Consider the following 12,930-nt stretch of genomic DNA (forward strand, 5'->3'; position numbering starts at 1 on the left):
GCTGCCGGCGAGGTCAGTCCTGCCAGGCCGGACCATCGCCGCCGAGCCTGTCGACGAGCCGGGCCGCGACGTGTGCGGCGTTGGCGCGGCGCACCTCCTCGGGCACCGGCGGCAGGTTCTCCTCCCAGTCCAGGAGGGTGGAGCCGCGCAGCTGCAGCATCCGGGCCGGCCGGCCGAAGAAGAACGGGTGCAGGTGGGCGCTGCCGTCGCCGATCCGGGCGCCGTGGCAGCGTCCGACGCTGGGCAGCTCCTCGACAGCCGCGGTGATGGCAACCGTCAGCCGCCCCAGCTCAGCAGCCAGGTCGTCGGGCAGGTCGGCGAGGTCGTAGTGCTCGCGCGGCATCAGGATCAACGCGACCGGCAGTCGCATGTCGAGGAGCTTCAGGATCCACCGCTCGTTGCTCCAGACCACCTGGCGGGCCTGCTTGTCCGGCTGTCGACAGCCGCAGTCGGCCGGGTCCTCCCCTTGGCGCGGCGGGTCGCTGTCGGCCAACGGCTCCAGCGGCTTGACCCGGAGGCCGTCGAGCTCGAAGGGGAAGATGTCCCAGCCCGGCATCAGCTCGATCGCGACAGGCAGGCGGCCCTGCTCGTCGGTCGCCGCGGCGACTCGGGCGTGGAACTCTTCGGCGGTCTCGAGATCGGTCACGCCGGGAGTCTTGCAGGTCACCAGGGGGACGGCTTGAAGTCCTTCACGAAGCAGCCATAGAGGTCCTCGCCGCGCTCGCCGAGCACGATCGGGTCATAGACGCGGGCGGCCCCGTCGACCAGGTCGAGCGGCGCGTGCCAGCCCTCGGCGGCGATCCGCAGCTTGTCCTCGTGCGGGCGCTCGTCGGTGATCCAGCCGGTGTCGACGGCCGTCATCAGGATCTTGTCGGTCTCGAACATCTCCCCGGACGAGGTGCGGGTCAGCATGTTGAGCGCGGCCTTCGCCATGTTGGTGTGCGGGTGTCCGGCGCCCTTGTAGCGACGCGAGAACTGACCCTCCATCGCCGAGACGTTGACGACATAGGCCCGGCCCGACGAAGCCGCGCCGGCCGCGGTCGCCATGGCCGGCCGCAGGCGCGAGACCAGCAGGAACGGCGCGATCGAGTTGCACAGCTGGACCTCGAGCAGCTCCAGCGGGTTGACCTCCCCGACGGTCTGGGTCCAGGAGTTGTTGGCTTGTACGTCGGGGAGCAGCCCACCGGCGTCGACGGCGGTGCCCGCGAGGTGTGCGTCGAGCGAGGCGTGCCCGGCCGAGAGGGCGAGCGCCGTCATCGTCGCGGCGTTGTGGGCGGCCAGCGCGTGCTCGGGGCTCTCGCCGAGGTGGTGGGCCACCGCCGTGTCGGCCAGCGCGCCGGCGATGGAGGCCGGGTGCGCGGCCGAGATCTCGTCGAAGGTGACCATCTCGGGGAGCTCCCGGTCGGTCGGCAGCGGGGCGGCCTCGGCCTCGACCAGCGGAGCGTAGGCGCCAGGCGAGCGCCGTACGGTCTGGCAGGCGTTGTTGATCAGGATGTCGAGCGGGCCGGTCGCGGCCACGTCGTCGGCCAGCGAGATCACCTGGGTCGGGTCGCGCAGGTCGATGCCGACGATCTTGAGCCGGTGGAGCCAGTCGCCGCTGTCCTCGAGGGAGGAGAACCTGCGCACGGCGTCCTTGGGGAAGCGCGTCGTGATCGTGGTGTGCGCGCCGTCGCGCAGGAGCCGCAGCGCGATGTACATCCCGATCTTGGCCCGCCCGCCCGTGAGCAGCGCGCGCTTGCCCGTCAGGTCGGTGCGCTGGTCGCGCTTGGTGTGGCTGAAGGCCGCGCAGCGCGGGCACAGCCAGTGGTAGAACGCGTCGACGAGGGTGTAGTCCTCCTTGCAGATGTAGCAGCCGCGCGGGTTGAGCAGCTCGCCGGCGAAGGCACCCGGCGCGTTGGAGACCAGCGGGATGCCGGACGTCTCGTCGTCGATCCGGACCGGCGACCCGGTCGCGGTGAGCTCGGTGATCGCGCGGTCGTGGGCCAGCTCCTCGGCGCGCTTGGCCAGCTTCCGCTCGGCCTTGATCGCCTTGTACATGTGAGACGCCGCCCGCTTGACCGCGACGTGGTCGGGGTGGTCGCCGGGGAGCAGGTGGGTCTGCCGGAGCACCCGGATCGTGGTGGCCAGATCCTCAGGATCTATCCCTGCGGAGTCGGCGGGGTCGATGCCGGGCTGGTCAGTCACCGAAGGATCGTACGGCTGCCCCTACTTGCGCCAGAACTCCTGGAACACCGGGCCGAACCAGTCGCGCCCCGACCGCTTGGGAGCGCGAGGCAGGTTCACCCCGCCGAAGCGCGGGGTCGTGGCGTCGCCGTACTTCAACCAGGTCTGCGTCGGCGCCTGCCCGCGACCGGGCTGGGACCAGTCGCAGACGCCGTCGGGGAAGACCCGCTGGAGCGTCGCCCACTCGGCCTCGGTGAAGAGCACAGGCAGCCCGAGGGTCTTGTATGCCGATCGGTCGATCGGCACCCGCTGGCAGGCCAGCACGTCGTTGGCCGCCGGACCGCCCGCCGCCTGGCGCGGCGTGGAGAGGTTGGTCTGCAGCACCCCGCCGTCGCAGACCCCGACACAGCGGTCGGCGACGCCGGCGGGGCGGTCCTCGACGATCTTCTGCGCCAGGGGGACCCGGCGCCGGTCCTTCTCCACCGCGCTGAGCCACTTGTCCATCGCGATGAGACCCTCGATCGCCCACGAGGCGTCGCCGATCAGGGGAGTCGGACCGAACCAGGTGACCCGGTTGTCGGTGTGTCCCTGGGAGCGCTGCATGCGCAGCTCGGTCCACACGGCGTGGGCGTAGTCGTGAGCGGCCCCCGGGTCCGGTCCGCCGTGGTTGATGATCGCGACCTCGTCGGTGTGGGTGAAGTTGTTGACCATGCCCGTGCGGTAGGCGCTGGTGATGGCACCCGCGTCGCCGGGGATGCGCTGCGCGACGGGGTCGGCATTGACGTCGAGACCGCCGAGCTTGGCGTTGAGGTCGACGAACTGAGCGGGGGTGATCCGTCCGGCGCGGAGTGCCTCGAGCCCGTACTGCACACCGGAGTTGGCGAACGGGATCCCCGCGAACCCGTGACCCGCGGCCTGCTCCTGCGGGCTCCAGGCGGAGGCAGGCCGACGGCCGAGCAGGTTGACCGAGATGTCGAGGATCGAGCAGCGCACACCGCCGGGGTTGATCTCGGAGTCGAAGCGGGTGGAGCGGTCACCGGCGACCGGCGTGGCCGTCCCGTCACACGCGTGCTCGGGGTTGATCGCCTCCTTGAAGAGCCCCTCGTCGGCGGCCACCGCGTTGACGGGGGTGACGTGCCCCTCGACGTCGGCGACCTGGGTCGGGCTCCACACCACGCCCGGAGCCCATCGCTGCGGCTGCTCGAAGTAGCGGCGCATCAGGTGGTAGTCGGCGAACTGCGCGCCCGCGGTGAGGACGTCGGGGTAGGAGCAGCTGGTGACCAGGCCCTGGTAGATCCCGGGATAGGAGTTGGCGAGCGTGTGCTGGGCGATCGAGCCGCCCGAGCAGCCCGTGCCGATGGTGTAGCGCAGGGCGCCGTACCGCTCGACGAGGCGCTCCTTGGTCATCATCAGCGACTCGGCGTTGACTGCGAGGTTGCAGTTGTGGCCGGTGTTGGACAGCGCGGTCGACGCGACGGCGAACCCGCGCCCGAGCGCCGCGACATAGCTGTTCTCGACCGGGGAGCCCTCGGGCAGGGTCCCGGAGAAGTCGTCGAGGCGTGGGGTCCCGGGGGTGTACGACGCGCCGCACCCCCCGCCGTGGGTGATCAGCAGCTTGTGGTTCCACTGCTCCTGCGGGCGCCACGCCTTCCAGCCCTTCCCCGGGCGGAACAGCGTGAGGATGGCGTAGCGGTCACGGTCGGAATAGCCGTCCTCGCGCCGGACGATGAACGGCACCTCGACGCCCTGGTCGGTCGTGGTCGTGGCGACGTCGGAGGGAGGGTTGGCCCGGTCGTAGGGCTTGAGGCCCGGTGAGCCGGTCGACTTGTAGAGCCAGGAGTAGCGGGCCGGCTCGTTGCAGGCGGCGTCGCGGGCGGTGTCCTGGCAGCGGTAGTGCGCCGGCTGCGGCCCGGTGAAGACCGGCCCGCCGGCGGGGTGGTTGACGATGACCGTCCGCCCGCGTCGGGCGCCGGGGGCGGTGGCCTTGATCGTCGTCCGGCCCACGCGCAGCTTGTTGACCAGCCCGACGAAGCGACCGTCCGGTCGGGTGCGGAACCGCTTGGTGACCACGCGCTTGCCCGCCATGACCTTGACCTGGCGGGGCCGGACCCGCTGGGGGACCCGGATCGCCACCAGTGCGTCGCCCCCCGAGATCAGGTCGGCGCGGTTGGAAAGCACCTGCACCCGAAGGCGGGGTGTGCGGCGCGGCCCTGGCCTGACCGCCCGGGTCGACGCGCGCGCCGACGTCGCTGGGGCGGCGATTGCGGCGGTGGGAGCGGCCGCGGGCGTGGCAGGTCCGAGGGCTTGGCCGCCGGGCGCCGGCCCGACCACGGCCAGGGCGCTGGCGGCCAGCGCGAGCACGATCGATGGGGCGACGGACCGGTGACGCTGCATGACTTCTCCCTCGGTGGACGAGGGCGCAACGAGTCAGGTCACCGGCGGGTCACGCCGGGTAGGCGGTCCGATCACCGGGTTCGGCCCGCTGCGCCGGCGAGCCGTTGACCCGGACGCGATCGGGGCGGAGCCCGTGGGAGATGCCCCACAGGACCGCCTTGGACCGGCTGTCGACGTCGATCTTGCGATAGCAGGAGCGGATGTAGGACTTGATGGAGTTGACCGACAGCGAGGTGCGCTCGGCGATCTCGAGGTTGCTCAACCCCATGGTGATCAACGACAGGACCTCTGCCTCGCGGGCCGTCAGGCCCTCCTCGCGGCCGGGCCAGTCGCCACCGATGAGCGCCTTGCGCCCGGGTGAGGGCGAGAGGACGATGCGACCGGCGTGGATCATCTGCAGCGCCTCGACGAGCTGACCGGCGGTGAGGCTCTTGGAGAGATAGCCGGACACGCCCTGCTCGATCGTCTCGCGCGCCAGCCACGGCTGGAAGTTCCAGGTGTAGACGACCACCTTGTCGACGCGCGGGTTGGTCAGCAGGCGAGCGACGCTCGGCCCGTTGCCCTGGCCCATCCCGAACGTGTCATAGAGGGCGATGTCGACGTCGACCGAGACCGGCCTGGAGGCGTTGAGCTCGACGATCTGGATGCGATCGGCGTAGTTGCGCAACATCGTGTCGAGCCCACGAACGACGAGCTCGTCGTCGTTGACGATGGCAACCCTGATCGGCATGGCGGCAGAATACGCGCTAAACAGCGGGGATGGGGCATGTTCCAGGAGCCGGGGTGACGCGGATCGCGCGAGCCTCGAAGCAGCCACCGGGCGCGAGAAGCACTACCGTTGCAGGGTGAGTGACCTTCCCCGAACGACCGCACCGACTCCCCAGCCGACTCCGGAGCCGCGCCCGAGCAGACCTTCGCCGACCTCGGCCTGTCGCCGGCGGTGCTGAAGGCGCTCGCCGACGTCGGCTACGAGTCGCCGTCGATGATCCAGGCGCAGACCATCCCACCGCTTCTCGAGGGGCGCCACGTCGTGGGGCTCGCGCAGACGGGCACCGGCAAGACGGCCGCCTTCGCGCTGCCCATCCTGTCCCAGCTCGACCTGTCGCAGAAGGCGCCCCAGGCGCTCGTGCTGGCGCCCACGCGTGAGCTCGCCCTCCAGGTCTCCGAGGCGTTCGAGAAGTACGGCGCCCACATGAAGGGCGTCCACGTCCTGCCGATCTATGGCGGCCAGGGCTACGGCGTCCAGCTCTCGGCGCTGCGCCGCGGCGTCCACGTCGTGGTCGGCACGCCGGGCCGGATCATGGACCACCTCGAGAAGGGCACCCTCGACCTCTCGCAGCTGCGCTTCCTCGTGCTCGACGAGGCCGACGAGATGCTCAAGATGGGCTTCGCCGAGGACGTCGAGACGATCCTGTCCGACACCCCCGAGGACAAGCACGTCGCGCTCTTCTCGGCCACGATGCCCAGCCAGATCCGCCGGATCTCCAAGAAGTATCTCCACGACCCGGTCGAGATCACCGTCAAGAACAAGACGACCACGGCCGCCAACATCACCCAGCGCTACCTCATCTGCTCCTACCCGCAGAAGGTCGACGCCCTCACCCGCATCCTCGAGGTCGAGAACTTCGAGGGGATGATCGTCTTCGTCCGGACCAAGAACGAGACCGAGCTGCTGGCCGAGAAGCTGCGGGCGCGCGGCTTCTCCGCGATGGCCATCAACGGTGACGTCCCGCAGGTCCAGCGCGAGCGGACCGTCAACCAGCTCAAGTCGGGCAAGCTCGACATCCTGGTCGCCACGGACGTCGCGGCCCGCGGGCTCGACGTCGAGCGGATCAGCCACGTCGTCAACTACGACATCCCCACCGACACCGAGTCCTACGTCCACCGCATCGGCCGCACCGGCCGTGCCGGTCGCAAGGGCGACTCGATCGCCTTCGTCACCCCACGCGAGAAGCACCTGCTGCGGGCGATCGAGAAGGCGACCCGCCAGCCGCTGACCCAGATGCAGATCCCGACGATCGAGGACATCAACTCCACGCGGCTGTCCCGCTTCGACGACGCGATCACCGAGGCGCTCGCCGGCGACAAGCTCGACTTCTTCCGCGACGTGGTGACCCACTACATCTCCGAGCACGACGTGCCCGAGGTCGACGTCGCCGCAGCGCTCGCCGCCGTGATGTATGGCGACAACCCGCTCCTGATGGAGCCGGAGCCGGCTCCGGTCCGCCGCGAGTTCGACAACCGCGAGCAGCGCCCCGAGCGTGGCGGCGGGCGCAAGCCCGAGCGTCGTCCCCGCGGCCGCACCGACGTCGACATGGCGTCCTACCGGATCTCCGTCGGGAAGCGCCACAAGGTGGAGCCGCGTCAGATCGTCGGCGCGCTCGCCAACGAGGGCGGTCTCTCGCGTGGGGACTTCGGACACATCGACATCCGGCCCGACTTCTCCCTCGTCGAGCTGCCGCGCACCCTGCCCCCGGGCACCCTCGACCGCCTCGCGAGCACCCGGATCTCCGGCAAGCTGATCGAGATCCGCCAGGACGGCGGCCCTCCGGCTCGCCGCGCGCAGGCCCGCTCCGGCGCCGACTCCGCCTCCTCGGACGGCGGCTCGTCGACGTACGGCGACAGCGACTCCCGCACCAAGAAGCCCCGCCACAAGAAGTGACGGTGACGCCGAGTCGGCGCTCCTGACCGGCCGAGCCGGCGCTCGCTGCACAGCGAGTCGGCGCTCACGACCGGCCGAGTCGGCGCACCTGACCGGCCCAGTCGGCGCGCGCTGCGCAGCGAGTCGGCCCGAGAGACGCAACGAGTCGGCGCCTCCACGCACCGACAGGGTGCGGGAAGCGCCGACTCGGGATGCGCTGAGCGCCGACTCGGGATGCGCTGAGCGCCGACTCGGTACGCCTTCAGCGCCGACTCGGGATGCGCTGAGCGCCGACTCGGGGCTGGCTCAGGCGGACTTGATCGCCGAGATGTCGAACTGCAGCTTGACCTTCTCGGAGACGAGCACGCCGCCGGTCTCGAGCGCAGCGTTCCAGGTGAGGCCGAAGTCCTTGCGGTTGACGACCGTCTCACCCTCGAAGCCGACGCGGGTGTTGCCGAAGGGGTCGATCGCCGAACCGGTCTGCTCGAACTCGACGGTGACGGGCTTGGTGACGTCCTTGATCGTCAGGTCGCCGGTGATCGTCCAGCTGGCACCGTCGCGGGCGACGTCGGTGGAGACGAAGCGGATGGTGGGGTAGGTCTCGACGTCGAAGAAGTCGCCGGACTTGAGGTGGCCGTCGCGGTCGGCGCTGCGCGTGTCGACGCTCGCGGCGTCGATCGTGATGTCCACCTTGGAGGCGGCCGGGTTGGCCTCGTCGACGTGGGCGGTGCCCTCGTAGACGTTGAACTGACCGCGGACCTTGGTCACCATCGCGTGGCGGGCCACGAAGCCCAGCGAGCTGTGCGAGGCGTCGACGACGTAGTCGCCGGTGATGTCGTCGATGGCGGTGGTGGAAGCGTCGAACTGGTTGACGGACATGGTGTCTCCTTGAGGGGATTGGTTGAAGGTTGTACTACTTCCAACCATCTCCCGCCCGGGATATTCCGCCGCCCGAGAAAAAGTTTCCGGACTTCGTCAGGCCGCGTCGTCGATGGCCGCGAAGAGCGGCATCAACCAGCGGGCCTCCATGTGTGTGCGCCCCTGGGTGTCGGTCGTCCGGACCCACACGCAGGTCGGCCGTCCCCGCTCCTTGATGTTGCTCACCAGACATCTCCCGTTCACTCGTTGTTCACCAACGATATCCCATCCCCACCGGACTCGTCCGTGATGACCGAAATGCACGCGACTGCTCCACTGGCAGGCCCTGGCGGGGCACGGGGGGCCGAGCCCGCTCCACCCTTGACCAGCGCTCGGTGAGCGGTGGTGGTCGGCGACGCACGAAATGCGTCGCGCCCCTTGCTGCATGGGGTCAGCAAGGGGCGCGGAGCCAAGCCTCTCACCCCGGCGGGCCATGTGTCTTGAGATCGAGGGAAAGTGCGAGGGCGCCCGCCACGAGGCGCCGCGCGACCACCTCGAGCTCGTCCCGGTCCACCGGTGCGGCAGCGTTGGCTCCGGCCAGTCGGTCGAACACCACCCCGTCCAGGGCTGCGACCAACCAGTGCGCCCGTCCTTGGGGATCGTCCGCCCCCAGGCCCGCCAGCACCTCGGCCACCCGGGCACGCACGGCCATCCCGCCGCGGTGCAGCACCTCGGCGAGGTCGGGCCGGCGCAACGCCTCCATGAAGAGCTCATAGCGAGCCGTATGGCGCTCGCGACCCACCGTCAGCCAGCGCTCGAGCACGTCGGCGATCGCTGCCGCCATCGCGTCGGTGTCGGCGGCGGTGACCAGGGGCACCATCACGTCGAGGTCCTCGTGGTCCTGCGCGACGAGGTCGTCGAGACAGGCGCTGAGCAGTGCTGCGCGGGTGCGGAAGTAGTAGGAGGTCGACCCCGGCGAGAGGCCGGCCGCGGTGTCGACGGCCCGATGGGTGAGCCCCCGGGCGCCGGCCGTGGCGAGCACGTGCAGCGCCGTCCGTGCGATCAGCTGGCGTCTCTCCTGCTCCATGCGCCGCACTCTACTGCCGTAGAGTTGGCAGCAGGCCTCTACATCTGTAGTGTCGCGGCATGGACAGAGGGACAGCTCCGGCGGCGGTGGTCGTCGGCGGCGGGATCGGTGGACTGGCGACGGCGCTCGCCCTGCAGCGCGTCGGCTGGCAGGTCACCGTGCGAGAGCGACGCGACGCCCTGGACCGTGGCGGCGCGGGACTGGTGCTGTGGCCCAACGCGATGCGCTGCCTGGCGGAGCTCGGCATCGCCGAGGCGGTCCGCTCGCGCTCCACACCCCTGACCGGGTCGGTGATCCGCCGCGCCGACGGACGGGTGCTGTCGCGGGTCACGGTGGACGCGCGGGCGGTCGGTGCCCGGCCGCTGGGCATCGTCCGGGCCGACCTGGTCGAGGCGCTGGCCTCGGCGCTCGGACCCGAGGTGCTCAGGCTGGGCGACCCCGTCACCGCCGTCGCCGCCGAGCCTGCCGCTGACCTGCTGGTCGGGGCGGACGGAGTCCGCTCGGTCGTCCGGACGTCGATCAGCCCGGACGCCCAGCCGGGCTTTCGCGGCTACACGGTCTGGCGCGCGCTCGTCCCCGGCGGCGCTGACGCCCTGGGCGGGGAGGCGGAGCTGAGCGAGACGTGGGGCGCCGGGATGCGCTTCGGGATGGTGCCGGCCGGCCCGGACGCCACCTATGTCTATGCCGCGGCGACGACCGCGCAGGGTGCGCGCAGCGACGACGAGCTGGCCGAGGTCCGACGCAGGTATGCCGACTGGCACCCCCCGATCGCAGACGTGCTGAGCCGCGTCGAGCCCGGGAGCGTCCTGCGCCACGACATCTTCGACCTGCCGCCGGGGCGGACCCGCCTGCACAACGGTCGCCGGGTGCTGGTCGGCGACGCCGCCCACGCGATGGAGCCCAATCTCGGTCAGGGGGCCGGCCTGGCCATCGAGGACGCGGTCGTGCTGGCGCATGCGCTCTCGACCCGGCCCTCGATCGAGGACGCCCTCACCGACTACGCCGCGGCCCGCGCACCTCGGGTGACGGCGCTGGCTCGCCAGTCGCGCCAGATCGGCCGGTTCGCTCGCCTGGAGCGACGGGGTGCCATCGGCATACGAGACCTGGCGATGAGGGCGATCCCCGACCGGCTGGCTCGTCGCGCGGTCGGCGCTGCCGCGGACTGGTGCCCCCCGCTCATCGCTCCGCCCATCGCCCCGCCCACGCACCAGGAGACCTGATGACCACCCCGACCACCCTGACCGCTCCGACTGCGCGTCCCCGCACGGTCCGCTCCCTCGCCGCGAGGGTCGTGGGCTGGCTGCTCGTCGTCACCGGAGCCGGCCACGCCACGCTCGTCGCGGTCGGCAGTGCGAGCCCGACTCCGGGTGACGAGCGAGCAGTGCGCGCCCTGATGGAGACGACCTCGGTCGCCGTCGGGGCCTGGAGCGCACCTATTGGCAGCTGTTCACGGGCTTCAGCCTGGTGATGGCGCTGCTGCTGGTGGGCCTGGGGGCGTTGGTGCTCCTGGTCGAGCGGCGAGCACCCGAGCTGGTCGAGGGGTCACGCGCCGTGCTGGCGCTGCTCTCCCTCGTGCTGGCGCCCGCGCTGGTGCTCAGCGCCCTGCTGCTGCCACCCCCGCCGATCGTCCTGCTGGGGCTGGGCTGCCTCGTGGCGGTCGGAGCGCTGGTGCGCGATCCCGCGTCCGGCGAGCTCGAGCGCTCGGCGCGCCAGGGGTAGCGCCGCCTCGCGGTCCTCGGCGACGAGGCCGACGCGGGTCCGGCGGTCGAGCAGGTCGTCGACGTCGGCAGCGCCCTCGTGGGTGACCCCGAAGACCAGCTCGGCCAGCGTGACCGGCAGTCGCTCGCTGACGGGCGCGAGCAGCTCGTCGTCGCCGAACCCGGTCACGGTGCGAGCGGTGTCGAGCACCAGCGCGGCGTCGGTACCGAACCGGCGCACGAGCCGGGGGTGCTGCTCGGACGAAGCGAGCTCGGCGCGGCTGGCGGCACCGAGCAGCGGGGTGGTCGCGGTGACACACGGGCCGGCGTCGAGCCCAGCCGCGGCCACGGCTGCGTCGACGGCGTCCTCGGCCATCCGCCGATAGGTCGTGAGCTTGCCGCCCACGATCGTGATGACACCGGTCCGGCTGGTGAGCACGGCGTGGCGTCGAGAGATGTCGGCGGTCGATCCGTCGCCCGTGTCGATGAGGGGACGCAGCCCGGCGAAGGCACCGACCACGTCGCTGCGCCGCAGCGGGCGGGCGAAGGCTGCCGACACCACGTCGAGCAGGAAGCCGATCTCGGCCTCCGAGGGGGTGGGCACGTCGGGGATCGCCCCCTCGACCGCCTCGTCGGTCAGGCCGACGTAGAGCGTGCCGTCCGGCTGCGGGATCACCATCACGAAGCGGCTGGTCGAGCCCGGCACCGGCGCGGTGACGGTGACGCGCAGGTGGGGCAGCGTCTCGGCGCGGAGGACCAGGTGGGTGCCGCGACTGGGCCGCAGCGCGATCTCCTCCACGAGGCTGCCGGCCCACACGCCGGTCGCGTTGATGACCGTCCCCGCGGTGATCGTGCGGGTCTCGCCGGTGAGCTCGTCACGCAGCTCGACGCGCGTCCCGGTGGCGCTGAGCACCCGTGCCCGCGTCCGGACGTGCGCGCCGTAGGACGCCGCCGTGCGGGCGACCGTGGTGACGAGACGGGCGTCGTCCTCGAGCTGGCCGTCCCAGCAGAGGAGCCCGCCGCGCAGTCCGCCGACGCGCAGGCCCGGAGCCAGGTTGCTGGTCTCGGTGGCCGAGATCCGCCGCGGTCGCGGCAGGGTGGCGGCCGACGTGCCCGCGGTGCGGCGCAGCAGGTCGCCGGCGAAGAACCCGCCCCTGGCCTGGAGGGCGGCGAAGCGGGAGACGCTCGGCATGAGGGGCACGAGCATGGGCATCGCGCGGGTCAGGTGAGGCGCTGTGACCTCCATCAGGATGCCGCGCTCGACGGCGCTCTCGTGGGCGACCGCGACCTGTCCGGTGGCGAGGTAGCGGAGACCGCCGTGCACCAGCTTGGACGACCATCGCGAGGTGCCGAAGGCGAGGTCGTGGGCATCGACGGCGAGCGTCGACAGACCCCGGGTGACAGCGTCGAGCGCCACACCCGCGCCGGTGATGCCGAGCCCGATGACCAGGACGTCGACGTGGTCGGGGCTGCCGGCCAGACCGGGGGTGATGCGTCGCGCCGTCATGGTGCCAGCGCCCGCGTGATCAGCAGGCGGGCCTCGGCATAGAGGTCTTCCTCGCTCACCTCGTCGTCGATCATGGTGTGTCCGCTCAGGACGAAGCCGTGGCCCGCGAGCACGAGCGAGCGGGCGATGAGGGCCGGGTTGCCGGCTCGGACGCTGCCGTCGGCCTGGCCGGCCCGGACGGCCTCCTCGATCTGGGCCAGGATCAGGTCCTGGGAGCGGCCGCGCCGGTGGAGGAGATAGGGCAGGAGCAGGTCGGGGTCGAGCTCGACGATGCGCAGGAACAGCTCGTTGTCGCGCAGCGTCCGGGCTGTCTCGAGCGCGCGCTCGACGATGTCTCCTCCGGTCGAGCTCGCCGCCACGATCCCGATCCACTCCCGGGTCATCAGGTCGGCCAGCAGCTGGGTCATGTCCGGCCAGGAGCGATAGATCGTCATCCGTGAGACACCGGCCCGGCGAGCCACCTCGGTCAGCGTGGTCCGGCGCCAGCCGAGGTCGAGGATGCAGTCGCGGGCGGCGTCGAGATAGGCGTTCTCGGAACCTTTGCCTGGGTCGTTGTGACGAAGTGACGTCATGTGTCACACTG

11 protein-coding genes and 1 pseudogene are annotated in these 12,930 nt (G+C 71.4%); 3 read left to right on the plus strand and 9 right to left on the minus strand.

What is annotated here, in order from left to right; all coding sequences use genetic code 11:
* Window positions 1–13 precede the first annotated feature (13 nt).
* Genes G7071_RS05585 through G7071_RS05600 form a run of 4 tightly spaced genes read right to left on the minus strand, consistent with a single transcriptional unit; the run spans window position 14 to window position 5,287 of the window.
* Entirely contained in the window at window positions 14–646 is a 633-nt protein-coding gene (locus G7071_RS05585) for a hypothetical protein (RefSeq protein WP_166315958.1), read from the minus strand.
* A gap of 17 nt (window positions 647–663) precedes the next feature.
* Window positions 664–2,184, minus strand: coding sequence for an SDR family NAD(P)-dependent oxidoreductase (locus G7071_RS05590; RefSeq protein WP_246210490.1), 1,521 nt, complete (start codon window positions 2,182–2,184; stop codon window positions 664–666).
* Between the two features lie 21 nt (window positions 2,185–2,205).
* Window positions 2,206–4,557, minus strand: coding sequence for a DUF6351 family protein (locus G7071_RS05595; protein ID WP_206062913.1), 2,352 nt, complete (start codon window positions 4,555–4,557; stop codon window positions 2,206–2,208).
* Window positions 4,558–4,606: 49 nt separating this feature from the next.
* Window positions 4,607–5,287, minus strand: a complete 681-nt coding sequence (locus G7071_RS05600) for a response regulator transcription factor (protein ID WP_166315961.1) — start codon at window positions 5,285–5,287, stop codon at window positions 4,607–4,609.
* A 210-nt stretch (window positions 5,288–5,497) separates the two neighbouring features.
* On the opposite strand from G7071_RS05600, the gene G7071_RS05605 reads away from it, so the two are divergent.
* Window positions 5,498–7,219, plus strand: a complete 1,722-nt coding sequence (locus tag G7071_RS05605) for a DEAD/DEAH box helicase (protein ID WP_246210492.1) — start codon at window positions 5,498–5,500, stop codon at window positions 7,217–7,219.
* A 285-nt stretch (window positions 7,220–7,504) separates the two neighbouring features.
* Here G7071_RS05605 and G7071_RS05610 read toward each other — a convergent pair whose 3' ends face one another.
* The 3 genes from G7071_RS05610 to G7071_RS05615 all read right to left on the minus strand — a co-directional run bounded on the left by G7071_RS05610 (window position 7,505) and on the right by G7071_RS05615 (window position 9,143).
* A complete protein-coding gene (locus G7071_RS05610) occupies window positions 7,505–8,077 on the minus strand; it encodes a YceI family protein (RefSeq protein ID WP_166315964.1) in 573 nt (190 codons plus the stop codon).
* Between the two features lie 96 nt (window positions 8,078–8,173).
* A complete protein-coding gene (locus tag G7071_RS19595; RefSeq protein ID WP_281351741.1) occupies window positions 8,174–8,302 on the minus strand; it encodes a hypothetical protein in 129 nt (42 codons plus the stop codon).
* 232 nt (window positions 8,303–8,534) lie between these two features.
* On the minus strand, window positions 8,535–9,143 hold the full coding sequence (locus G7071_RS05615; RefSeq protein ID WP_166315967.1) for a TetR/AcrR family transcriptional regulator: 609 nt from the start codon (window positions 9,141–9,143) through the stop codon (window positions 8,535–8,537).
* 59 nt (window positions 9,144–9,202) lie between these two features.
* Between G7071_RS05615 and G7071_RS05620 the strand changes: the two genes are divergently transcribed.
* Both G7071_RS05620 and G7071_RS19955 read left to right on the plus strand, forming a co-directional pair.
* Entirely contained in the window at window positions 9,203–10,363 is a 1,161-nt protein-coding gene (locus tag G7071_RS05620) for an FAD-dependent monooxygenase (RefSeq protein ID WP_166315970.1), read from the plus strand.
* A 247-nt stretch (window positions 10,364–10,610) separates the two neighbouring features.
* A pseudogene (locus G7071_RS19955) lies at window positions 10,611–10,754 on the plus strand (hypothetical protein); the annotation flags it as partial.
* Here G7071_RS19955 and G7071_RS05625 read toward each other — a convergent pair.
* Window positions 10,686–12,347: a glycerol-3-phosphate dehydrogenase/oxidase gene (locus G7071_RS05625; RefSeq protein WP_166315973.1), complete on the minus strand. Its 1,662-nt coding sequence runs from the start codon at window positions 12,345–12,347 to the stop codon at window positions 10,686–10,688. The pseudogene G7071_RS19955 and the gene G7071_RS05625 overlap by 69 nt on opposite strands.
* A complete protein-coding gene (locus G7071_RS05630) occupies window positions 12,344–12,919 on the minus strand; it encodes a TetR/AcrR family transcriptional regulator (protein WP_166315976.1) in 576 nt (191 codons plus the stop codon). Before G7071_RS05630 ends, G7071_RS05625 begins: the two co-directional genes overlap by 4 nt.
* Window positions 12,920–12,930: the final 11 nt, after the last annotated feature.

Source organism: Nocardioides piscis, from assembly GCF_011300215.1.
Taxonomy (GTDB): domain Bacteria; phylum Actinomycetota; class Actinomycetes; order Propionibacteriales; family Nocardioidaceae; genus Nocardioides; species Nocardioides piscis.